Here is a 23920-nt window from a genome sequence, read left to right as displayed (position 1 = left end):
TCCTTAACGCTCAACCCAGCCCAACGTGCGCTCGGCCAGCAAATTACGCACCAGCGGCAGGGAATCCATCGCCATCAGGCCCAGATTTCGTCCCACCACCAGCGGTATGTAGCGATTAGCAAACAATCTGACCAGACTGTCTGTCATGCCAATGGTTGCCGCGGCATCCGGCTGCCGCCGCTGCTGATACTGCTGCAGAATATTGTAGCTTCCCACATCCTGTCCGGATCGCCATGCGGCGGCAACGGTTTCCGCCAGCGACATGACATCACGGATACCTAAATTAAATCCCTGACCCGCAATCGGATGCAGCGCCTGAGCTGCGTTACCGACCAGTGCCAGGCGATGAGAAACATGCTGAGAAGAAACCTGCAGCTGCAGAGGATAGCTGTGGCGCTGCCCCACCTGGGTGAAATGACCCAGACGCCAGCCAAAAGCTTTTTGCAGTTCGTCGAGGAAATGCCGATCGCTCCAGCCATCTACCTGTTCTTTATCGGCCAGCGGGTGGCACCAGACCAGCGAACTGCGACCGCCTGACATCGGCAACAGTGCCAGCGGGCCATGCTCGGTAAAACGTTCAAAAGCCCGTCCGTTATGAGGCTGCTGCGTGGAAACATTGGCGATCACCGCGACCTGCTGATAATCCTGCGCCTGCCACTTAATACCGCAAGATGCGGCCACCGCAGAGCGGGAACCATCAGCCGCCACCAGTAGCTGCGCTTCAAGCGTTTCGCCATTGTCCAGCGTGACGCTAACTTGCTGCTGAGTACGCACCACCGCCGACACTTTTGCCGGACAGCACAGACGCACGCCAGGCGCTTTTTTCAGCAGGGCAAATAAACGCTGCCCGACATCATGCAGCTCAACGACCTGCCCCAGAGCGGAAATTGCATACTCTTTTGCCTCCAGAGAGACGAAACTCGCATGACCGCGATCGCTGACGTGCACATCGGTGATCGCCGTTGCGCACTCCTTCAGCACGGGCCACAGATTGATCGCCGCCAGCTGCTGGCAGGTTCCTTCGGCCAGAGCAATCGCCCGGCCATCATAGCCGGGATGCGCCCTACTGTCCGGGGCTAAAGCCTCGACCAGCGTCACCGGCACCTTTCCCCTGGTAAGATGAGAAATAGCCAGCGCCAGCGTGGCTCCCGCCATTCCTCCTCCTGCGATTACAATGCTCATTGCGCCTTCGCTGCCGCCATTAATGCTTCAATTTCATCGGCATCTTTCACCACTGTGTCGGTCAGATTTTCGTTGCCGTCTTCAGTGATGATGATGTCATCCTCGATACGAATGCCGATACCGCGATATTCCGCTGGCACATCCGCATCCGGGGCGATATACAGGCCCGGCTCGATGGTGATCACCATTCCGGGTTCCAGAATACGATCACGGTCGTTGCCGTAGAAACCGACGTCGTGTACGTCCAGGCCCAGCCAGTGGCTGAGCCCGTGCATAAAGAACTTGCGGTGAGCCTGTTCAGCAATCAGCGTGTCCACCTCACCTTTCATTACGCCCAGTTTCACCAGCCCGGTTACCATGATGCGCACCACTTCCGCATTGACCTCGCGGATGCTGGTACCTGGGCGGAACAGCTCCAGCGCCTTGTATAAAGAAGCCAGTACGATGTCGTAGACTGCACGCTGAGGCGCGGTAAATCTGCCGTTCACCGGGAAAGTACGGGTGATGTCGCCAGCGTAACCCTGCAGTTCACAACCTGCGTCAATCAGCACCAACTCGCCATCACGCATCTGGCACTCATTTTCGGTGTAGTGCAGGATGCATCCGTTCTCACCCGCGCCGACGATGGTGTTGTAAGAAGGGAATCTGGAACCGTGGCGATTGAATTCGTGGTGGATCTCACCTTCCAGCTGATATTCATACATTCCCGGGCGGCACTGCTGCATGGCGCGGGTGTGGGCCAGTGCGCTGATCCTCCCCGCTTCACGCAGGATGGCCTGCTCCTCCGGAGATTTAAACAGCCGCATCTCATGCACCCACGGCCGCCAGTCAGTGATGCTTGCCGGAGCAGTCAGATTCTGGCGCGAGCCGCGACGCAGTTTTTCCAGTGCCGCAAACAGCAGCGAATCGGCTTCAGCGTACTGTCCCTGAGCGTGATAAACCACGTCGAGCCCGTTCAGTAATTGAGGCAGTTGCTCGCTGATGTCGCTGAAAGGCAGTGCGCGATCGACTGACAGCATCGAAGGTGCGGCATCCTGCCCCAGGCGACGGCCAAACCAGATTTCAGCGGTCAGATCGCGAACCCGGTTGAACAACACGCTGTGGTTATGGCTTTCATCGCTTTTAATCAATACCAGTACCGCTTCCGGCTCGTTAAAACCGGTGAAGTACCAGAAATCACTGTTCTGGCGATAGGGATACTCACTGTCGTTGCTGCGGGTCGCTTCTGGCGCGGCAAAAATCACCGCAGCGCTGGCCGGGACCATTTTTGCCAGCAGCGCCTGGCGACGACGCACAAACTCTTGCTGTGTCATCAGCTTCTCCTGAATGCACTCCATGTTAGGGGCCGACCGTTAATGCAGGGTCGGTTTTTTCACTTCCACGGCGGTTGGGCTGGTGCGGGTAAAGGTGTCGTGGCAGAGCAGCGCAGCTACCCGCACATATTCGATCACCTCTTCCAGCGACTGCTCCAGCTCCTCCTGATCTTCGTCTTCATCATAGCCAAGCTGCGCAATAGTGCGCAGATCGTCGATAGCTTCACCGGTTTCACCCTTCACTTTGTCCAGCTTCGGCTGTGAAACGCCCAGTCCCAGCAGGAAGTGGTTCACCCAGCCCGCCAGCGCATCAGCGCGGTCGAACACGGTAATATCATCATCCTCCGGCAGATAAAGCTGGAACAGGAAGCCCTCATCCTCCAGCGAATCACCGATGCCCTGATGCAACTGTTGCAGCGGCAGCGCCAGAGACTGGGAGAAAGCCATCCCCTCGTTGGTAAGGTCATGAACCAGCGCCTGCCAGCTACTGTCCTTGTTGCCACCACACAGCAATCCGCTGATCAAACCATGCATTTCAGCAGGCGTCATACCCACACCCTGCTGCGTCAGTACTGAGGCCAGCGCGTCATAGCCCGGCATTGTGTTTGTTAGTGACATACGTTTTGGTCGTCGTTGGCTGATTAAGTTCGTGTTATGCTACCACCAGGTGCCTCAACGATTCCAGAAAGGGGTTGTTTCTTCTGTATGGGGTAGTTATAGTCGCTTACCCTCCCAACCCATTGAGCGGTAAGGGAGATTGGCGGCGAAGTAATCAGTCAGGATGGTTTCATGTCTGCTCAACCCGTAGATATTCAAATTTTTGGCCGTTCGTTAAGAGTGAATTGTCCGCCTGAACAGCAAGATGCGCTGAACATGGCTGCCGAGGACCTCAATCAGCGGTTGCAAGATTTAAAAGTTCGCACTAGAGTCACAAATACTGAGCAGCTGGTTTTCATCGCTGCCCTGAATATTTGCCATGAGCTGGCGCAGGAAAAAAATAAAACCCGCGACTATGCCAGTAATATGGAACAACGTATCCGGATGCTGCAACAGACCATCGAGCAGGCATTGCTTGAGCAGGGTCGCATAACGGAAAGAACAGGTCCTCAATTCGAATAACACATCAGCGTTTACTGTGTTACAGTGACGGTGAAGTAAAAATTTCTCTGAGATGTTTGCATGCGGGCCAGTCCCCTGAGCCGATATTTTATACCAACAGAGTGTGTTGCTCTGTAACCTGTGAGCAAGCTCGGTCAGTCCGAGAAGCCTGATGGTTGCGACGACACATTCACCTTGAACCAAGGGTTCAAGGGTTACAGCCTGCGGCGGCATCTCGGAGATTCCCTCCTCAGTTTTACCGGCAACGTTTTCTGGCTTCGGGCCACGAACAATTCGCCACCTGAACACCTTTCACTGTAAGCTTCCGGTTTCCGGGCAACTTAAACGTTATCTCCTGATACGGTGAAATTCATGTCCCTCAATCTTCTCGATCGCCAGGATATTCGTACCCACGTTCGCCATCTGCGTCGTGCCCTGACGCCCGAACAGCAGCAGCTGGCTGCCGTACATGCCGCTGAACGTGCGCTGAACTTTGCTCCCATCCAGCAGGCGAAAAAAATAGCCCTGTTTCTCTCTTTTGATGGCGAGCTGAATACGCGACCGCTGATTGCCAGACTCTGGCAGCACAAACAGGAAGTTTACCTGCCGGTGCTTCATCCCTTCGCTGAGGGACAACTACTATTTATCCGCTACGATTCCGAAACGTCACTGCAACCTAATCGCCTGCGGATTCCCGAGCCGCCACTGGATATCCGTAATCTGGCAACGCTGAGCGAGCTGGATGTGCTGATGGTTCCTCTGGTAGCGTTTGATGCACAGGGGCAGCGTCTCGGGATGGGAGGAGGATTTTATGACCGTACGTTGCAGAACTGGCAGCAGCATGGCTTTCTGCCGGTCGGGCTGGCGCATGATTGTCAGCAGGTGGAAGCCCTGCCAGTGGCGGAGTGGGATGTGCCATTACCGGCGATGATTACACCCTCGAAGATATGGCAGTGGTGAGAAGGCAGGGAAAAAAGAAATCGCCTGAGATATTGGAGCCTGCGTGGGGAACACAGGCCGCTCATAAAGACGCAAAAAGCGTCGTCCCTGACAGCTCGACTCGCACCGTCCATGGCGCGAGACGCTTTATTCACAGCCTGTGTTCCCCTCGCGTTAAGCCCGAAGTTGTCTGTCAGGTATAAAAAAGCCAGTACGAATGGTACCTGGCAGTTTTCTGCTTAGTACAAAAGGCGAGTTCGAATGGTGCCTGGCAGTTTTCTGCTTGGTACAGAAGACGAGCACCAATGGTGCCCGCCATTTCCCTGCTCAGTACAACAGTCGGGCGCGAATGGTGCCAGGAATAGCCTTCATCAGCTGCAGAGCCGTGTTAGCCACATCCTGCGGCGCATCGATATCGATCACCACATAGCCCATTGAGGGGGTGGTTTGCAGATACTGTGCTGCGATGTTGATCCCCTGCCCGGCGAAAATGTTGTTGATCGCGGTCAGCACGCCAGGGCGATTCTCGTGGATGTGCAACAGGCGACTCTGGTCGCCATGCATCGGCAGGGAAACTTCCGGGAAGTTAACCGCCGACAGCGTCGAGCCGTTATCCGAGTATTTCGCCAGCTTGTCGGCCACTTCGCTGCCGATGTTTTCCTGCGCTTCCTGGGTGGAACCGCCAATGTGCGGCGTCAGGATCACGTTATCAAACTCGCAAAGCGGAGAATTGAACGGATCGCTGTTGGTTGCCGGTTCTTCCGGGAACACATCGATTGCGGCACCAGCCAGATGTTTGTCGGCCAGCACTTTGCACAGCGCCGGAATATCAACCACTGTCCCGCGTGATGCGTTAATCAGCAGTGAACCTGGCTTCATCATCGCCAGCTCTTCCGGACCCATCATGTTTTGGGTCGACTGGGTTTCCGGCACGTGCAGGCTGACCACGTCGCTCATATTCAACAGGTCGGACAGATGACGGATCTGGGTCGCATTCCCCAGCGGCAGCTTGTTCTCAATATCATAGAAGAACACATGCATGCCCAGGCTTTCAGCGAGCACGCCCAGCTGCATACCGATATGGCCGTAACCGACGATACCCAGCTTTTTGCCACGCGCTTCAAACGAGCCCACGGCCAGTTTATTCCACACGCCACGGTGTGCTTTAGCATTCGCCGCAGGGACGCCACGCAGCATCAGCAACAGCTCGCCAATGACCAGTTCAGCTACGGATCGGGTGTTGGAGAAAGGCGCGTTGAATACCGGGATCCCTCGTTTTTCTGCTGCTTTCAGATCGACCTGGTTGGTGCCTATACAGAAACAGCCCACGGCGACCAGCTTCTCAGCCGAGGCAAAAATCTCTTCGGTGAGGTGAGTACGCGAGCGGATGCCGATAAAGTGCGCGTCACGGATCGACTCTTTCAGAGCTTCGCTGTCCAGTGCGCCTTTATGAAATTCGATGTTGGTGTAGCCAGAAGCACGCAGATTATCTACGGCTTTCTGGTGTACGCCTTCCACCAACAGGAACTTAATCTTGTCTTTCTCCAGTGATACTTTTGCCATTTCCCGACCCTATTTAGCAGACTTCAGAAGTGGCTGGCATAAGCCAGCCTTCTGTCAAAATATCAAAAATTACGCCTGCGGCAATACAAACGATTGCCTGCATCACAGCACGGGCAGGAAGCAGACAGGCACAAATCAACAGATAATCAGGGCACGGTGAATATCGTCAGAAGGATCGCCCTGTGAGTGAAGCTTATGTGACATAAGTCACCGAATTTCGGTATGAAAAGAAAAGATGTTTTTTTGCAGAAATTAACCGGCGCCGGAGCGGCGCCAGTGAGATCATTTTTCTATGCTCTTCACGCCGGAGGCGGTACCAATCAGCGCAATATCCGCTGCCCGCGCGGCAAACAGCCCCACGGTAACCACGCCAGGTAAGGCATTAATGGCCTTTTCCAGCGCAATCGCGTCGAGAATTTTTAAGTTGTGCACGTCGAGGATGAAATTGCCATTATCAGTCACCACGTTCTGGCGATATTCAGGCAGGCCGCCCAGCTTCACCAGCTCCCTGGCAACATAGCTGCGCGCCATCGGGATCACCTCCACCGGCAACGGGAATTTACCCAGCACATCAACCTGCTTGGACTCGTCAGCGATGCAGACAAATTTATCCGCCACCGCAGCGATGATTTTCTCGCGGGTCAGGGCTGCGCCACCGCCTTTGATCATCTGCATAAAACCGTTGATTTCATCTGCGCCGTCAACGTAGACCGACAGTGAATCCACCTCGTTAAGATCCAAAACCGGGATCCCCAGGCTTTTCAACTTAAGGGTTGAGGCCTCAGAACTGGAGACCGCCCCGTCAATTTGCTGTCTGATCGAACCCAGTGCATCAATAAAATGCGCGGCGGTCGAGCCGGTGCCCACACCCACGATGGTGCCCGGTTTTACGTATTCCAGCGCGGCCCAGCCAACGGCCTTTTTCAGTTCATCCTGCGTCATGGTATGTTTACAATCCGTGCTGCTACAGTGTGGCGTTAGTATAAACAACCCCGCCGCGTCAGGGCAGCATTTGTTGTCCGTTTACAGACACAGCCCACAAAGCCGTGCCGGATAAACACACTGTTACGCAGGGCAAAGTGACAAAAATATGGCATAGTGCAGTTTCCATACCTGAGGAGAGTTAAACGAACCAATGAAACGCCCGGATTATCGAACGCTTCAGGCGCTGGATGCAGTGATCCGCGAGCGCGGTTTTGAACGCGCCGCACAAAAGCTTTGTATTACCCAGTCAGCCGTTTCCCAGCGAATCAAGCAGCTGGAAAACATGTTCGGCCAGCCGCTGCTGGTGCGAACCGTTCCTCCACGCCCGACCGAACAGGGGCAAAAGCTGCTGGCTTTATTGCATCAGGTCGAGCTGCTGGAAGAGGAGTGGCTGGGCGATGAAAATGGCGGTACCACGCCGCTGCTGCTGTCGCTGGCGGTCAACGCCGACAGTCTGGCAACCTGGTTACTGCCCGCGATGAAAACGGTGCTGACCGATTCGCCGGTTCGCCTGAATTTGCAGGTGGAAGATGAAAGCCGCACCCAGGAAAGGCTGCGTCGCGGTGAGGTAGTGGGAGCCGTCAGTATCCAGCCACAACCGCTGCCAAGTTGCCTGGTGGATCAGCTGGGCGCGCTGGATTACCTGTTCGTTGGTTCGAAAGAGTTTGCCGCACGCTATTTCCCTAACGGCGTGACCCGCTCCGCGCTGCTGAAGGCTCCGGCGGTTGCGTTTGACCATCTTGATGATATGCATCAGGCGTTTTTGCAGCAAAACTTCGATCTGTCCCCGGGCAGCGTGCCCTGCCATATCGTTAACTCGTCAGAGGCCTTTGTACAACTGGCCCGTCAGGGCACCACCTGCTGTATGATCCCGCATCTGCAGATTGAGCGTGAGCTGGCCGAAGGTGAGCTGATTGACCTGACACCGGGTCTGTTCCAGCGCCGTATGCTGTACTGGCACCGTTTTGCGCCGGAAAGCCGTCTGATGCGCAAAGTGACTGACGCGCTGATCGCCCACGGCCATCGCGTGCTGCGCCAGACCGACTAGCGATAAAAAAAGGGGCCACCAGACCCCTTTAAAGTAATGACTTACTGGTTATGCTGCAGTTCAAACACCACATCGACCTGATCGTCAAAATGAATGCTTTGCTGCTCATACGTCTGTGCGGCGGAGGTCATCGGTGCCGCATCGGCCGTCTTGAACATTCTGGCAACCGGCATTGGCTGGTAGTTAGCCACGTGGTAACGGATGCTATAGACCGGCCCCAGCTTGGCATTAAAGCCCTTCGCCAGTGCACCCGCCTGCTGGGTGGCATCATCAATTGCAGCCTGGCGGGCCTTATCGCGATACTGGTCAGGATTCGCCACACCCAGTTCTACAGAGCGGATTTCATTCAGGCCAGACTTCAGCGCGCCGTCCAGCAGCCCGTTCAGCTTCTCCAGCTGGCGCACAGTAACCTGCACCTGACGCACCGCACGATAGCCCTTCAGTTCCGACTTACCGTCTTTCAGATAGTCATATTCCGGCTGGGTGCGCAAATTGGCAGCGTTGATGTCTTTCTTCTCAATGCCGTTTTTCTGCAGGAAATCAAAATACTGTGCGACGCGGGCATCGGCCTGCTTCTTCGCCTCTGCAGCCTCTTTCGAAGAGACGCTCACTTCAATTGCCAGCGTGGCAATATCCGGCGTGGCATCCACGCTCGACTGGCCTGAGGTCACCACGTGCGGGCCATTAGGCAATTCATCCGCCAGCGCTAAAGCGGGGACAGTTCCAAATCCAATCATTGCGGCCAGGGCCAATTTAGTAAGCTTCACTGGGTTCCTCCGTGGGGCTTTCAGTCACATCATGGCTGACTGACGGCGGCAAAATGCCTCGCCGTCAGAGTATTGTTCCGATTAAACGCAACATTCTGGTACAGATTATTGCGTTTTCAGCTATCACGCTATGACAGTAATTCCTGGAATGAGTTCCTTTTTACCCCTGACCCAGCGCCTGCAGCGCCAGTTTGGCTGCAATCCCCCACATCATGACTCCAACCAGCGCGTTGATGATCCGCTGCGCTTTAGCGTTATTCAGCACCGGTGACAACCAGGCAGCCAGCAAGGCCAGACCGAAGAACCACAATATGGACGCACTCACTGACCCGAGGGCAAACCAGCTGCGCGCCTCCGGAGGTAACTGACCGCCAAGGCTACCCAGCACCACAAAGGTATCAATATAGACATGCGGATTAAGCCAGGTGACGGCCATCATGGTGGCAAAAATTCGCCAGCGCCCCTGCTGCATGACCTTTTCAGAACTTAACTCAATATCCCCTCTGAAGGCAGTGCGTAACGCTCCCCAGCCATACCACAGCAGAAAAGCCACACCGCCCCAGGTCACCAGATTGAGCAGCAACGGAGACTGGGTCAGCAACGCGCTTCCCCCAAATACGCCACCGCAAATCAGCACGATATCACTCAGCGTACACAGCCCCGCAGTCATCAAATGATACTGACGACACACGCCCTGATTCAGTACTAATACATTCTGCGGACCCAAAAGCAGGATTAACGCGGCACCGAGAGCCATGCCCTGAAAGAAAACGGATAACACAGTGACTTCCTCACTCTTCAGTAATTGCTGGCGAGTTTACAGGGGCTTTAATATTAGAGGAAATGGAAAAAGCTAATGATTTATCAGTATCGCTAATGATGATAAGCAAAGAAAAGGCGGCACGGCGGCCGCCCTTAACAAGCTGATTATTCAGGCTTTGGCAGAGTGTCGGCGGAGACTTTCTGCTCAGCCTGTTGCGCCTGGGCAGCCTTATCGTGATGCAGGTGGACATCCATCTGCGGATAAGGAATACCGATTTCATGAGCATCCAGCGTACGCTTAAAGTTCTTCATCAGATCCCAGTAGACATCCTGCAAATCACCTGCCTTACTCCAGCAGCGCACCACGAAGTTCACGGAGGAGGCTCCCAGCTCATTCAGGCCAATCTGCACGCCCATATCCTGCAACACGCGAGGCTCAGCATCGACCACTTCGCGCAACAGCTTCAGCACTTCATCCACGTCTGCGTCGTATGAAACGCCAATGATGAACTCATTACGACGCACCGGTTCACGCGAAAAGTTGACGATGTTACCGGCGATAATTTTACCGTTCGGCACCACCACAATCTTGCCATCGGCAGATTTCAGCGTGGTGGAGAAGATCTGCACATTTTGCACGGTACCCATGATGCCGATATCAATAAAGTCACCGGTGCGGAAAGGACGGAAGGTCACCAGCAGCACACCAGCCGCCAGATTCGCCAGCGACCCCTGCAGGGCCAGACCGATAGCCAGGCCGGCGGCACCAAGAACGGCAATCACCGAGGCTGTCTGCACCCCAACACGTCCCAAAGCGGCAATAAGGGTAAAGGCAATCACCCCGTAGCGCACCAGCGCGGACAGGAAGTCGGCAACGGTGGCATCAATATGACGGGCAATCAGCACCTTGTTCAGGGTGTTAGAAATAATTCGCGCCACGATCATCCCGATGATGATCGTGGCAATCGCCGCCACGATATTGACGGCATAGCTGAGCAGCAGCGCCTGGTTACGCACCAGCCAGCCTCCGGCGTTGTTGATGCCATTTACTACGTTAAGATCTTCCATTTGATTATCCTGTTGTTGTTCCCGAAGGAAGTAAGCAGTTATTCATTACCAGCCAGACTGGCATCCCAAACTTCAAGCGTAACCAAAAACGACGCTTACTGCCAAATATCGTGGGAAATTAATAATTTGTTACCAGCAGACAAAAAAAAGGCCCCTTAACGGGGCCTTTCGGAGCTCAGGAAGCAAAAATTACAGAACGTCTACCGCGTTCAGCTCTTTGAATGCCTGCTCCAGACGAACGATCATCGAAGACTGAGAAGCACGCAGCCAGACGCGCGGATCGTAGTACTTCTTGTTTGGCTTGTCTGCGCCTTCCGGGTTGCCCAGCTGGGCCTGAAGGTAGCCTTCGTTCTTTTTGTAGTACTGCAGGATGCCGTCCCAGGTTGCCCACTGAGTATCAGTATCGATGTTCATTTTGATCACGCCGTAGCTGATAGATTCTTCAATCTCAGCAGCTGAAGAACCGGAACCACCGTGGAACACGAAGTCCAGGGAGTTGTGCGGCAGGTTGTGTTTCTTGCTGACGTATTCCTGAGAGTTTTTCAGAATTTTTGGCGTCAGCTTAACGTTGCCTGGTTTGTACACACCATGCACGTTACCGAAAGAGGCCGCGATAGTGAAACGTGGGCTGATAGCGTTCAGTTTTTCGTAAGCGTAATCAACGTCTTCTGGCTGAGTGTACAGAGCAGAAGCGTCCATGTGGCTGTTGTCCACGCCGTCTTCTTCGCCACCGGTACAACCCAGTTCAATTTCCAGGGTCATATTGATTTTCGCCATACGAGTCAGATACTTGCTGCAGATCTCGATATTTTCTTCCAGTGACTCTTCAGACAGGTCGATCATGTGTGAAGAGAACAGTGGCTTGCCGGTTTTGGCGAAGTGAGCTTCACCCGCGTCCAGCAGACCGTCGATCCATGGCAGCAGTTTTTTCGCGCAGTGGTCAGTGTGCAGGATAACCGGCACGCCGTAGTGTTCAGCCATCAGGTGAACGTGGTGTGCACCAGAGATCGCACCGAAGATAGCGGCAGCCTGTGGCTTGTCTGATTTCAGACCTTTACCCGCGATAAAACCTGCACCGCCGTTAGAGAACTGGATGATGACCGGAGCTTTTACTTTCGCAGCAGTTTCCAGTACGGCATTGATGGAGTCGGTGCCCACGCAGTTCACTGCTGGCAGTGCGAATTTGTTTTCTTTCGCAACTTTAAAAATTTTCTGTACGTCGTCACCGGTGACAACACCTGGTTTTACGAAATCAAAAATTTTAGACATGTTTTTGTCCTGTTTCGTCGGTCGTATGAGAGATTCGGAGCCTGGCACCCCAGGCAGATCGTTACGACGGGGGCAGCCCCCCGCCCCAGAGATTACTGTTTCGCGCGCTCTTCAAGCATAGCGACAGCTGGCAGAGTTTTACCTTCCACGAACTCCAGGAAAGCACCGCCACCGGTAGAGATATAAGAGATCTTATCTTCAATACCGAACAGGTCGATCGCCGCCAGCGTATCACCACCACCGGCGATAGAGAATGCGTCGCTGTCTGCAATGGCTTTCGCCACAATTTCTGTCCCTTTACGGAAGTTAGGGAATTCAAACACGCCGACCGGACCGTTCCACAGAATTGTTTTGGCTTCTTTCAACAACTTAGCCATCGCCAGCGCGGTTTCATCACCGAAGTCCATGATCTCTTCATTATCATTAACTTCAGTGACTTTCTTCACGGTGGAAGGCGCAGTTTCAGAGAATTCCGTGCCCACGCGGGAGTCGGTAGGGACCGGGATTTTAAATTCGTCACGCAGTTTTTTCGCTGCCTCAACGAAATCGGGCTCGTACAGGGATTTACCAACGTTGTTGTCGATAGCCACGAAGGTATTAGCGATACCGCCACCCACGATCACCGTGTCAGCAATTTTCACCAGAGAGTTCAGCACGTCAAATTTAGTGGAGACTTTAGAGCCACCCACCACGGCAACCATTGGGCGGGCCGGGGTTTTCAGGGCTTTGCCCAGCGCTTCCAGCTCGTTGGCTAACAGCGGGCCTGCACAGGCCACAGGAGCGAATTTGCCCACGCCATGGGTGGAAGCCTGCGCACGGTGAGCCGTACCAAAAGCATCCATCACAAAGACATCACACAGCGCAGCATATTTTTTGGACAGCGCTTCGTCGTCTTTCTTTTCGCCTTTGTTAAAGCGAACGTTTTCCAGCACGACCAGTTCGCCTGCAGCGATATCAACACCGTCCAGATAGTCTTTTGCCAGACGTACCGGTGAGGAGAGTTTGTCTTTCAGGTAGTTTACGACTGGCAGCAGGGAGAACTCTTCATTGTATTCACCTTCGGTCGGGCGACCCAGGTGAGAGGTAACCATCACTTTTGCACCCTGCTTCAGGGCTGCTTCGATGGTCGGCAGCGAAGCACGGATACGTGCATCTGACGTCACTTTCCCTTCTTTCACTGGCACGTTCAAGTCGGAGCGGATGAGTACACGTTTCCCAGCAAGATCCAGATCGGTCATCTTAATTACAGACATGGTGAATCCTCTCGTTGATTCTCTAAGTTTTGACAGGCGCAAACCGCGCCCTACCTGAAACCGCTTGCGGCCATCGCTAACGTCGTATCAATCATTCGGTTAGCAAAGCCCCATTCGTTGTCGCACCAGACAAGTGTTTTGATCAGGTGCTGACCGCTGACCCGCGTTTGGGTGCCGTCCACAATGGCACTGTGCGGATCGTGGTTAAAATCTATGGAGACTAACGGTAATTCCGTATAGTCAACTATACCACTAAATGCCCCTTCTGAGGCATTTTGCAACAGCGCGTTGACCTCACAGGCGCTGACCGCTTCACGCACGCTGACGCTCAAATCAATCGCCGTCACGTTAATCGTCGGCACGCGCACGGCGATAGCTTCAAAACAGTCGCTAAATTTTGGAAAAATACGCGAGATGCCAGCAGCAAGCCGGGTATCCACCGGAATGATTGACTGGCTGGCCGCGCGGGTACGCCGTAAATCGGTGTGGTAAGCGTCAATCACCTGCTGATCGTGCATCGCAGAGTGAATGGTGGTGACCGTACCCGACTCAATGCCGAAGGCATCATCCAGCAGTTTAATCACAGGAATAATACAGTTGGTGGTGCAGGAAGCGTTGGAGACGATCAGGTCGCCGGGTTTCAGCTCTTTTTCATTCACACCGTAGACCACGGTGGCATCCAGATCGTTACCGCCTGGGTGAGAAAACAGCACCTTTTTCGCCCCGGCTGCCAGATGGGCCTCGCCATCCGCACGGCTGCCATAAACGCCGGTGCAGTCAAGCACCACATCGACGTTTAGTTCACGCCAGGGTAAATCGCCAATCTCTGCCCGGTGGAGAATACGGATAGTGTCTTCTCCGACCCACAGCAGATCGCGCTCCTGGCGAACATCCCTGGCAAAACGCCCGTGGCTGGTATCGTATTTCAACAGGTGCGCCATCCCGGCGGCTTCCGCCAGCTCATTAATGGCCACTACGGTGATTTCAGCACGGCGTCCGGTTTCATAGAGCGCACGCAATACGTTGCGCCCAATGCGACCAAATCCGTTAATGGCAATGCGAACCGTCATATCACTCCTGAATCAGAATTCAGTGCAAAACTGGGACATTAGCCTGAGCCAGACGTCCGCGTTTGTACAGGGAATTCTTGCGCTACTGCAACTGCATATAACCTGTGTTTCGTCAGCGATAACGCCAACTGAAACGGTTCAGCCACAATAAAGATAATGCGAAATAATTGGAATGAGGAAGATCAATCGAAGCACTGAAACTCTGACAAAGATCACATTTAATAATGGAGTTGCACAAAATAAGACCAGCGCCCGGTCAGGTGAGAGTAAAGTAATGACTCGGACAGCGACTTCTGGCTATCGGAGGTTAACATAATCTTCTCAATATGAACTACAACCTGCTTTGGATTGTCTGGCTGATCTGGGCTGCAGCGTTGATTGTCTGGGGGTTGGGCTGGGAAGCGTCACGGGCATTGATCCGTCAGTACCCTGGCCTGCTGCCCGGGCTCTCTCTGGCGATTATCGCTGGAGCTTTGTTAAGGAATTTATTATTCGATAAGGATATGACCATGTTTAAACGTAAAGAGAACATCATCACCCCGACAGAAACTCCCCTTTCCCCGCAGCGGGACAGTGAACCGGATGAAGGCTCCCTGCGGCCTGACAGCGATTTTCACGATGATTTTTCCGTTGCCGCTTTCACCACAGCATCTGACACCACCACTATCCCCGAAACCTGCGTGATCGACGGTGAAATCAGAGCCGTGGGCGATATTCATATCAACGGCGCGGTTAACGGGAAAATCAACTCGGAGAAAACGGTGTTCGTGCAGAAAAGCGGTCGGGTGGAAGGCGAAATATTTGCCAACCGGATCGAGATAAGCGGTGAGCTGAAAGGGTTATGCCGCAGCCGGGAAGTGGCGATCAACGCTAACGGCTTCCTGGATGGGACCATCGAATGCGAGTCGCTGTCGGTCAACCAGAATGGACGTTTCTACGGATTGTCAAAACCCTGGCAGCAGCAACCTGAGCAGGAACAACCCCCCGCCATCGTGAAGCAGAAAGTCGTCGAGCCGGTCATGCCGCTCAATCAGGATTTCCATTTGAGGGAACAGACGTTAATGCAGTAAGGCGGGAACAAGGTTCGCCCGCTGATGCAGGCGAACCTCCGGTATTACAGCAGCTCTTTCGCTTTAGCGACCACATTATCCACGGTGAAGCCAAAGATTTCGAACAGCTTCTCAGCAGGCGCTGACTCACCGAAGGTGGTCATGCCAACGATCGCGCCGTTCAGGCCGGTGTATTTGAACCAGTAGTCAGCGATACCCGCTTCAATGGCCACACGAGCGCTGACCGCTTTAGGCAGCACGGATTCGCGGTAAGCGGCATCCTGCTTGTCGAAAGCATCAGTGGAAGGCATGGAAACCACGCGAGCTTTACGCCCTTCTGCCGTCAGTTTGTCATATGCACCCACTGCCAGCTCAACTTCAGAGCCGGTGGCAATCAGGATCACTTCTGGCTGACCGTCGCAATCCTTCAGCACGTAAGCACCGCGGGCGACGTTCGCCAGCTGCTCAGCAGTACGATCCTGCTGTGCCAGATTCTGACGGGAGAAGATCAGCGCGGTTGGACCGTCGTGACGCTCAATACCGTATTTCCACGCTACCGCAGATTCAACCTGGTCACACGGACGCCAGACGCTCATGTTCGGCGTGACACGCAGGCTGGCAAGCTGCTCAACCGGCTGGTGAGTAGGACCGTCTTCGCCCAGACCGATGGAGTCGTGGGTATAGACCATCACCTGACGGATTTTCATCAGCGCGGCCATACGGGCTGCGTTACGCGCGTATTCCACAAACATCAGGAAGGTTGCGGTGTAAGGCAGGAAGCCACCGTGCAGCGTGATACCATTGGCGATAGCAGTCATACCGAATTCACGCACGCCATAGTGGATGTAGTTGCCCGCTGCGTCTTCGTTGATCGCTTTGGAACCGGACCACATCGTCAGATTGCTTGGTGCCAGGTCGGCAGAGCCGCCCAGATATTCTGGCAGCAGCTTGCCAAAAGCTTCCAGCGTATTCTGGGAAGCTTTACGGCTGGCGATTTTCGCCGGATTAGCCTGCAGCTGTTCAATGAACGTCTGTGACTCTGCCTGCCAGTTTTCCGGCAGCGCATTGCTCATACGGCGCTTAAACTCAACCGCCAGTTCAGGATGAGCTTTGGCGTAGGCCGCGAACTTCTCGTTCCAGGCTGCCTCTTTAGCCTGACCTGCCTCTTTCGCATCCCACTGAGCGTAAATGTCCTGTGGAATTTCGAATGGTGCGTGGGTCCAGCCCAGCTGCTTGCGGGTCAACGCAATCTCTTCTTCACCCAGCGGAGCGCCGTGTGAATCGTGAGTTCCTGCTTTATTTGGCGAACCGAAACCGATGACAGTTTTGCACATCAGCAACGATGGCTTATCGCTGACGGCCTGAGCTTCTTCCACCGCTTTTTTGATAGCAGCAGCATCATGACCGTCGACGCCCCGCACCACATGCCAGCCGTAAGATTCAAAGCGTTTAGCCGTATCGTCGGTGAACCAGCCTTCAATGTGACCGTCGATAGAGATGCCGTTGTCGTCGTAGAAGGCAACCAGTTTGCCCAGCTTCAGGGTTCCCGCCAGCGAGCACACCTCGTGGGAAATACCTTCCATCATGCAGCCGTCACCCATGAACACATAGGTGTGGTGGTCAACAACATCGTGGCCTGGGCGGTTGAACTGCGCCGCCATTGTGCGCTCGGCAATCGCCATACCCACGGCGTTGGCAATCCCCTGCCCCAGCGGACCAGTGGTGGTTTCCACACCAGCGGTATAGCCGTATTCCGGGTGACCTGGAGTTTTAGAGTGCAGCTGACGGAAGTTAGCCAGTTCAGAAATTGGCAGATCGTAGCCGCTGAGGTGCAGCAGGCTGTAGATCAGCATTGAACCGTGACCGTTAGACAGCACGAAGCGGTCGCGGTCGGCCCACAGCGGGTTGGTCGGGTTGTGGTTCAGGAAATCACGCCACAGGACTTCGGCGATATCCGCCATCCCCATAGGTGCGCCCGGGTGGCCAGATTTGGCTTTCTGTACCGCATCCATACTTAAAGCGCGAATGGCATTGGCAAGCTCTTTACGAGAAGACATGTTCTACTCCAGGTCGGATTAAACGCTTCGCCGTCCTTAACCTATTTTAATCAATGAGTTATCAGGCAAAGTTGTAAAAGTCGACCCTCAATGTACATGAAAAACAGGGATCATGTACATGGCGAAAAGTGCAAAATATCGGGGCCAGACTTGCACTTTTCAGGCACGGGCGCTATGCATGGGTTGGGAAAAAGCGGCATCGCCGTTTTATTAACCCGCACTATTTTCAGCCTCATGGAGCAGGCTTCTGATCTAAATACCTTATTATGGAATGGAATAAAATTATGACGTTACGGACATCTCTTATCGCGCTGGCCCTTACAACCGCACTTTCTGGCTGTCAGAACTTTGACAGCACCACGCTGATGCAGTCAGGCGCACAGGCCTTTCAGGCCGCCACTCTCAGCGATGAACAGGTGAAGGAGCTCAGCGTAAAATCCTGCGAGCAAATGGACAGCGAAGCGCAAATCGCCCCTGCCAGCAGCGTCTATACCCAGCGGCTGAATAAGATTGCCGCCGCCCTGGGCGATAACATCGACGGCACACCAGCTAACTACAAGGTCTATCTCACTAAAGACGTCAATGCCTGGGCAATGGCCAATGGCTGTATCCGGGTTTATAGCGGGCTGATGGATATGATGACCGATAACGAAGTGGAGGGCGTGCTGGGCCATGAGATGGGCCACGTTGCGCTGGGACATACGCGCCGGGCCATGCAGGTGGCTTACGGCGCAACAGCAGTCCGCTCAGCGGCAGCTTCCGCAGGTGGCATTGCGGCCACGCTTTCGCAGTCGCAGCTTGGTGATTTAGGTGAGAAGCTGGTCAATGCACAGTTCTCACAGAAGCAGGAGTCGCAGGCGGACGATTATTCGTTTGTTTTACTGAAAAAACGCGGTATCAACCCGGAAGGACTTGTGACCAGTTTTGAGAAACTGGCAAAAATGGATAGCGCCGCATCCAGCTCAATGTTTGATTCTCACCCGTCATCCGCATCCCGCGCTCAGCACATCAGGGATCGTATCGCTTCAGGGAAATAAGCGTCTGGGCCTACCTGTGTGGGGCAGGCCTTTATTGTTTCCAGCCACACCTCTAATCGAAATGGAAGAGAGATCGGTTCTCGTCACAGACACTGGATTCTTCGTAGAAACTTAATCCGTGAGCTGCGTCTTAAAGCCGGAAGGATGTGGTGAAAAAACACTCAACCCCCTGTACTTTGGCGGATGAACCACAGACAAGGAGATGTCCATGATAAGCAAGCCTACACATATCCGAATCATCCCTTAAGAGTATGGTTTTCCTCTGAAACTGAAACCCCGTTACGACAACTTTATCGGTGGCCGATGGGTACCACCGGTCGGGGGACAGTACTATCAAAACCTGACGCCGATTACCGGTCAGCCGCTGTGTGAAATTGCCAGCTCCGGCAAAAAAGACATAGACCTGGCGTTGGACGCCGCTCACGAAGCCCGGGCGGGCTGGGGACAAATGGCTGTGCAGGAGCGCGCGGCCATTCTGCTGAAAATAGCAGACCGCGTGGAACAACACATCGATTTGCTGGCCACAGCTGAAACCTGGGACAATGGCAAACCAGTCCGTGAAACCACTGCCGCCGATGTGCCGCTGGCAATTGACCACTTCCGTTACTTTGCCTCATGTATCCGTGCGCAGGAAAGCGGTATCAGTGAGATTGAGCATGATACCGTGGCCTACCACTTCCACGAACCCCTCGGCGTGGTTGCACAAATCATCCCGTGGAATTTCCCGCTGCTGATGGCAAGCTGGAAGATGGCTCCGGCGCTGGCGGCAGGTAATTGTATAGTGCTGAAACCCGCGCGTCTGACGCCTCTGTCTGTCCTGCTGCTGATGGAGCTGATAGGGGATCTGCTGCCGCCGGGCGTTATCAACGTGGTCAATGGTGCGGGCGGCGAAATTGGCGAGCATCTTGCGACATCCAGACGCATTGCCAAAGTTGCCTTTACGGGTTCCACTGAAGTTGGCCAGCAGATCATGCAATATGCCACTCAAAACATCATTCCCGTCACGCTGGAGTTAGGCGGAAAATCACCGAACATCTTCTTTGCTGACGTGATGGACGAGGAAGATGCTTTCTTCGACAAAGCACTGGAAGGTTTCGCGCGCTTTTCGCGTTCAACCAGGGCGAAGTCTGCACCTGTCCCAGCCGCGCGCTGGTGCAGGAATCCATTTACGAGCGTTTTATGGAGCGCGCCATCAAGCGCGTGGAAGCCATACGCAGCAGCAACCCGTTAGACAGCCAAACGCAAATGGGAGCCCAGGTTTCTCTGGAGCAGATGGAATCGATTCTTAACTCTATTGATATCGGCAAGAAATAAGGCGCGGATGTACTGACCGGTGGACGGAGAAAAATGCTGGAAGATGGCCTTCAGGCGGGTTATTACCTGGAACCCACCATCCTGTCAGGTAACAACGATATGCGTGTATTTCAGGAGGAGATCTTCGGTCCTGTACTGGCCGTCACCACGTTTAAAACCATGGAAGAGGCGCTTGAACTGGCAAACGATACTCCCTACGGCCTGGGGGCGGGAGTCTGGAGCCGTAATGGCAATCTGGCATACAAAATGGGACGTGGCATTCAGGCCGGTCGCGTGTGGACTAACTGTTACCACGCCTATCCGGCTCACGCTGCGTTCGGCGGTTACAAACAATCCGGAATTGGGCGTGAAACCCACAAGATGATACTCAACCACTATCAGCAGACCAAATGCCTGCTGGTGAGCTATTCCGATAAGCCCTCAGGATTGTTCTGATAAAACAGGGCGACGGGTACGTCGCCCCTCTTTCTTACAGCTCAGCTACCGCTACGAAGGATCACAGAGCCGTTGTTTACTGCGCAGCTTTATTGACGGCCTGCACGTGCAGCATATCCAGCGCCAGCGTTGCTGCCGCCAGCGCGGTCAGGTCTGACTGATCATAACCCGGTGCGACTTCAACCAGATCCATACCCACAATGTTCAGACCCTGCAGACCGCGTACCAGCTTGGTAGCCTTGTCCGTGGTCAGGCCACCGATTACCGGCGTACCGGTACCAGGAGCATGCGCCGGATCCAGACAGTCGATATCGAAAGTCAGATATACCGACATATCGCCAACGATCTGTTTCACCTGCGCAATGATGTCATCAACGCTGCGGTCGTTAACCTGAGCGGCATCCAGCACGTTGAATCCCAATGAGGCGTCAAATTCTGTACGGATACCGATCTGCACCGAGCGCTGCGGATCGATCAGGCCCTCTTTCGGTGCATGATGGAACATGGTGCCGTGATCGAATGTTGGGCCGTTAGAATAAGTATCGGTGTGCGCATCGAAGTGAACCAGCGCCATTTTACCGAAGTGTTTGGCATGGGCGCGCAGCAGCGGCAGCGTGACATAGTGGTCACCACCGAAAGTCATCATGCGCTTACCGTTGGTCAGCAGTTTTTCAGCATGTGCCTGCAGCTTGTCACTAAGATCCAGGGAGTCGCCGAAGGCATAAACCAGGTCACCACAGTCAACCACATTCAGACGCTGACGCAGATCGAAATCCCACGGCCAGCGGCACCCTTCCCATGCCAGGTTGGTGGAGATCTGGCGGATCGCACCAGGGCCGAGGCGGCTGCCAGGACGACCGGACGTCGCCGCATCAAAAGGAACGCCAGTGATCACCCACTCGGCGTCGCTGTCGTAAGGCTGGAAGTTAACAGGGAAACGCATGAAACCGAAGGCGTTTGAAACCAGGGAGTTATCATACTGATTGCCCAGGGTGTTATACATAGAAGAGTCCTCTAAGATCTGTCGATGCCTTATTAATGAAATACCAGATGAAAAAAAACCCTTCCCCGTCGACAGACCCGACGGAGAAGGGTTTATTCAAATCAGCTGTAGCTTGAACAAATTATCGGACGAAATTCCTCATGGCGCAATAGTGCCAGACCGTCGATTGTTCTTGCTTATGACCGCTCGCACACTCCCTGACAGCTTACCGCTGGCATCACAGCGTCTCAGCACAGGCACGACAGACAATAACATCGATAACTTTTAATTGAAGTACCAGACAAAAAACTAAAACATTTCACAACAGCAACGCAGATAAATAAAAAAAGTTTGCAGGCCTTGTTTACCTGCAGTTTAAATTAAGCAACGGTAGACAATGAAACATAAGAATTATCTTAATAATTCATGTCGAAATTGATCCATATCAAATTCCATGCGAGACGCCATATTAAAAAATAAGTATACTTCGCGGCTCTGAAATGAGGCCGATATGATTAATACCGTTAATGCAAAAGAGAAAAAGTATGTGGCGTTATTCTCCATCTTTTCTTTTATTATTTTTTCGGCCGCCACTATTATTTTCTCCTTCAAAAAAGCGTATCTGGAGGTGGAAATCGCAGCGACCAACTTCACTCAGGTTTTGCTCAACAACTTCTACACCAACGAAAATGTTGCTGATGCCATTTCTGTAAGATACCTGCAATACAAAACAAAAGTTCACAAGAGTACACTTTCTGCCGATCTGAAATTAGAGCACGATACAAAAAGCAACATCTCAGGCATCAATATTTATGATGACCCGAGTAACCCCAATATCACCGGCACATTGCAGATTACTGCAGGAACGGAAGATCAGGTAGCTTTAAAAGTCGTAAAAAGCATTGATTACATATTCAGAACCTTTCGTTTTGGCGATAATTATAAAAATCGCTACCATTATTTTTACGACCGTAACGAACGCTACATCTACCTGACTCATCATACCCCTGTCAGTAAATATGTCTTTGTTCCTTCCCGTGCCAGTAACTTTAAAATATTTGGTATCCACCCAGAATACATCGTGCGTAAGTTTACCCGGGACCCGCTCAAAATGGGCATCACCAGCACAGAAATTTACACAGATCAGCTGACTCAAAATGCATCATACAGCGTGGTCAGCTATGTGTACGATCTCAGTGATGTCGAGTCAAAAAAAATCCTTGGGGCAATGATGCTTGATTATACTGCTGAAGATCTGCATGAAATTTTTGCGGGCCTCTCTTCTTCAGTAAATGAAAAATATGTCAGTGCTAAAGTCATTTCGAATGACTCAGGGAAAGAGATCTTCTTCCTTGGAGACAGAGAACACAGCTGTAAAATCACTAAAAAACTCTCGGCGAAGTATAAGGTTGAGTTCAGCATAGATTTCTGGCTCTTTATACTCCATGACAGGCTGGCTCTTATCTCGTTAATTGCCTCCTTTATCCTTTCTCTGATGACCTATGTGCTCTGTTTTAATTACCTTAAAAAAAGTGGTAATGAGAACATCACCGATCACCTGACTAAAAGTTATAACAGAAAAGCGCTGGAACTGGTTCGAACGCCTGAAATCGGTGAAACCGTGTCTGTCGTCGTCACTGATTGCAATAAGTTCAAACAAATCAATGACACTTACGGCCATGATACGGGAGATAAAGCTCTGGCTTTCCTTTCCAGGGTTATCTCCGGCAATATCAGACGTTCATCTGATGTGCTTATCCGCCTTGGCGGGGATGAGTTCTGCATTATTTTTAAAGATACGGAAAGCCGGGTCGCCGGGGAGTGCATGCAAAGGATCAACAGTCAGATTAAGGCATTCAGGGAAGATATCCCATTATCCATTTCCTGGGGAATTGTGGAGATCCGGCCCGGTGAGGATGTCTATCATGCCATTAATCGCGCCGATGTCATCCTGTACGAAAATAAAAAATGAAGAGAATTTGTCATGTTAAATAAGAGAGAACTGAGAAAAAATCTGCACTACGGGATCGTAAATAACGAGCTTTATGCCGTGTTTCAGCCCGAAGTGAGCACACATGACAAGCGTATCTATTCTGTTGAGTCACTTGTCCGCTGGCGTCACCACGACCAGGAGGTGCCGCTGAACCAGTTTTGCCATCTGCTGCAGGAAGACAGCCTGGGGCATCAGGTTTTCCTGTTTATGCTGAAGGAAGCAGTCAACATGCTGGAAATTCTCAAACAGCAAGGTATGCAGCACAGTATAAGCCTGAACATTTCAACACCAACCCTCGCCCTGCCGGATCACGGCTCAGAGATAGTGGATTTTCTTGCCAGAGCTGGTGTCAGCACTTCTGACATTAAATTCGAATTGGTGGAATGCGTGGATGTCCGGGCTGACAGGGTGATTCAGGACAATATTAACCATTTAAAATCAGCTGGCTATGATGTGCTGCTCGACGATTTTGGCGCAGGCGGTTTTTATATGGGCAACAGCAACGTAGTGGATTTTGACGCAATTAAGCTGGACAGAGATCTCTGCACCTGCTCCTGGTCCAATAAGCTGAAAGAGAAGATTATCATTTCTCTCTGAATATGGCCGTCAGTATGGCAAAAAGATCATCGCAGAAGGGGTGGAAACTGAGGAGCAACATGAGCGGCTCAAGGCTGCCGGGGTGAATATTTTTCAGGGGTATCTTTTTGCTTTCCCGATGCGTAAAGAGAAACTGATCC

At 53.0% G+C, this 23920-nt stretch carries 20 protein-coding genes, 1 other RNA gene and 1 pseudogene; 9 read left to right on the top strand and 13 right to left on the bottom strand.

From position 1 onward, the window contains the following. Window positions 1–3: 3 nt before the first annotated feature. From ubiH to AC3Y5R_RS05540, 3 genes are read right to left on the bottom strand one after another with little or no spacing between them, the layout of a single operon-like run. Window positions 4–1182, bottom strand: coding sequence for a 2-octaprenyl-6-methoxyphenyl hydroxylase (gene ubiH, locus AC3Y5R_RS05550; protein WP_489920489.1), 1179 nt, complete (start codon window positions 1180–1182; stop codon window positions 4–6). Continuing rightward, on the bottom strand, window positions 1179–2495 hold the full coding sequence (gene pepP / locus AC3Y5R_RS05545; RefSeq protein ID WP_489920488.1) for a Xaa-Pro aminopeptidase: 1317 nt from the start codon (window positions 2493–2495) through the stop codon (window positions 1179–1181). The genes ubiH and pepP overlap by 4 nt, the downstream gene beginning before the upstream one ends. A gap of 39 nt (window positions 2496–2534) precedes the next feature. Next, window positions 2535–3113 carry a YecA/YgfB family protein gene (locus AC3Y5R_RS05540; RefSeq protein ID WP_158783938.1) on the bottom strand — a complete coding sequence of 193 codons (579 nt, stop codon included), beginning with the start codon at window positions 3111–3113 and terminating at the stop codon, window positions 2535–2537. Window positions 3114–3284: 171 nt separating this feature from the next. On the opposite strand from AC3Y5R_RS05540, the gene zapA reads away from it, so the two are divergent. The 3 genes from zapA to AC3Y5R_RS05525 all read left to right on the top strand — a co-directional run bounded on the left by zapA (window position 3285) and on the right by AC3Y5R_RS05525 (window position 4553). Then, window positions 3285–3614: a cell division protein ZapA gene (zapA, locus tag AC3Y5R_RS05535; protein WP_158783937.1), complete on the top strand. Its 330-nt coding sequence runs from the start codon at window positions 3285–3287 to the stop codon at window positions 3612–3614. A gap of 41 nt (window positions 3615–3655) precedes the next feature. Next, window positions 3656–3839, top strand: a non-coding RNA gene (gene ssrS, locus AC3Y5R_RS05530) — 6S RNA. A gap of 126 nt (window positions 3840–3965) precedes the next feature. Next, window positions 3966–4553, top strand: a complete 588-nt coding sequence (locus AC3Y5R_RS05525) for a 5-formyltetrahydrofolate cyclo-ligase (protein ID WP_489920487.1) — start codon at window positions 3966–3968, stop codon at window positions 4551–4553. A 306-nt stretch (window positions 4554–4859) separates the two neighbouring features. On the opposite strand, the gene serA is transcribed toward AC3Y5R_RS05525, so the two are convergent. Both serA and rpiA read right to left on the bottom strand, forming a co-directional pair. Continuing rightward, the gene (gene serA, locus AC3Y5R_RS05520; protein ID WP_158783935.1) at window positions 4860–6095 is read right to left on the bottom strand and encodes a phosphoglycerate dehydrogenase; all 1236 of its coding nucleotides are present in this window, start codon (window positions 6093–6095) and stop codon (window positions 4860–4862) included. A 282-nt stretch (window positions 6096–6377) separates the two neighbouring features. Next, the gene (rpiA, locus tag AC3Y5R_RS05515) at window positions 6378–7037 is read right to left on the bottom strand and encodes a ribose-5-phosphate isomerase RpiA (RefSeq protein ID WP_489920486.1); all 660 of its coding nucleotides are present in this window, start codon (window positions 7035–7037) and stop codon (window positions 6378–6380) included. A 193-nt stretch (window positions 7038–7230) separates the two neighbouring features. On the opposite strand from rpiA, the gene AC3Y5R_RS05510 reads away from it, so the two are divergent. Further along, on the top strand, window positions 7231–8127 hold the full coding sequence (locus tag AC3Y5R_RS05510) for a LysR family transcriptional regulator ArgP (protein ID WP_489920485.1): 897 nt from the start codon (window positions 7231–7233) through the stop codon (window positions 8125–8127). Between the two features lie 41 nt (window positions 8128–8168). Here the strand turns inward: AC3Y5R_RS05510 and AC3Y5R_RS05505 are convergent, their stop codons facing one another. The 6 genes from AC3Y5R_RS05505 to epd all read right to left on the bottom strand — a co-directional run bounded on the left by AC3Y5R_RS05505 (window position 8169) and on the right by epd (window position 14316). Continuing rightward, window positions 8169–8894 carry an oxidative stress defense protein gene (locus tag AC3Y5R_RS05505; protein ID WP_158783932.1) on the bottom strand — a complete coding sequence of 242 codons (726 nt, stop codon included), beginning with the start codon at window positions 8892–8894 and terminating at the stop codon, window positions 8169–8171. 160 nt (window positions 8895–9054) lie between these two features. Next, a complete protein-coding gene (gene argO / locus AC3Y5R_RS05500; protein WP_489920484.1) occupies window positions 9055–9675 on the bottom strand; it encodes an arginine exporter ArgO in 621 nt (206 codons plus the stop codon). 146 nt (window positions 9676–9821) lie between these two features. Then, a complete protein-coding gene (gene mscS, locus AC3Y5R_RS05495; protein ID WP_489920483.1) occupies window positions 9822–10724 on the bottom strand; it encodes a small-conductance mechanosensitive channel MscS in 903 nt (300 codons plus the stop codon). 189 nt (window positions 10725–10913) lie between these two features. Beyond that, complete coding sequence (gene fbaA / locus AC3Y5R_RS05490) at window positions 10914–11993, bottom strand: class II fructose-bisphosphate aldolase (RefSeq protein WP_489920482.1); 1080 nt, start codon at window positions 11991–11993, stop codon at window positions 10914–10916. 92 nt (window positions 11994–12085) lie between these two features. Then, window positions 12086–13246 carry a phosphoglycerate kinase gene (gene pgk, locus AC3Y5R_RS05485; protein WP_158783928.1) on the bottom strand — a complete coding sequence of 387 codons (1161 nt, stop codon included), beginning with the start codon at window positions 13244–13246 and terminating at the stop codon, window positions 12086–12088. Window positions 13247–13296: 50 nt separating this feature from the next. Beyond that, window positions 13297–14316 (bottom strand): erythrose-4-phosphate dehydrogenase, encoded by a 1020-nt coding sequence (epd, locus tag AC3Y5R_RS05480; protein ID WP_489920481.1) that lies wholly within the window; start codon window positions 14314–14316, stop codon window positions 13297–13299. Window positions 14317–14642: 326 nt separating this feature from the next. Between epd and AC3Y5R_RS05475 the strand changes: the two genes are divergently transcribed. After that, window positions 14643–15386, top strand: coding sequence for a bactofilin family protein (locus tag AC3Y5R_RS05475; RefSeq protein WP_489920480.1), 744 nt, complete (start codon window positions 14643–14645; stop codon window positions 15384–15386). 44 nt (window positions 15387–15430) lie between these two features. On the opposite strand, the gene tkt is transcribed toward AC3Y5R_RS05475, so the two are convergent. Further along, the gene (tkt, locus tag AC3Y5R_RS05470) at window positions 15431–17422 is read right to left on the bottom strand and encodes a transketolase (RefSeq protein ID WP_489920479.1); all 1992 of its coding nucleotides are present in this window, start codon (window positions 17420–17422) and stop codon (window positions 15431–15433) included. 284 nt (window positions 17423–17706) lie between these two features. Between tkt and loiP the strand changes: the two genes are divergently transcribed. Together loiP and AC3Y5R_RS05460 are read left to right on the top strand one after the other, a co-directional pair. Continuing rightward, window positions 17707–18459: a metalloprotease LoiP gene (gene loiP, locus AC3Y5R_RS05465; protein ID WP_158783924.1), complete on the top strand. Its 753-nt coding sequence runs from the start codon at window positions 17707–17709 to the stop codon at window positions 18457–18459. 262 nt (window positions 18460–18721) lie between these two features. After that, a pseudogene (locus AC3Y5R_RS05460) lies at window positions 18722–20208 on the top strand (aldehyde dehydrogenase family protein). 76 nt (window positions 20209–20284) lie between these two features. Here AC3Y5R_RS05460 and speB read toward each other — a convergent pair. Further along, a complete protein-coding gene (speB, locus tag AC3Y5R_RS05455) occupies window positions 20285–21211 on the bottom strand; it encodes an agmatinase (RefSeq protein ID WP_489920478.1) in 927 nt (308 codons plus the stop codon). Window positions 21212–21701: 490 nt separating this feature from the next. Here speB and AC3Y5R_RS05450 point away from each other — a divergent pair, with 490 nt between their 5' ends. After that, window positions 21702–23162: a diguanylate cyclase domain-containing protein gene (locus AC3Y5R_RS05450; protein ID WP_489920477.1), complete on the top strand. Its 1461-nt coding sequence runs from the start codon at window positions 21702–21704 to the stop codon at window positions 23160–23162. A gap of 12 nt (window positions 23163–23174) precedes the next feature. Beyond that, window positions 23175–23780 (top strand): EAL domain-containing protein, encoded by a 606-nt coding sequence (locus AC3Y5R_RS05445; RefSeq protein ID WP_489920476.1) that lies wholly within the window; start codon window positions 23175–23177, stop codon window positions 23778–23780. The last annotated feature ends 140 nt before the right edge of the window (window positions 23781–23920 follow it).

The sequence above is a fragment of the Erwinia sp. 009765445 genome, from assembly GCF_058137865.1.
This window is presented reverse-complemented; position numbering and strand designations above follow the sequence as displayed.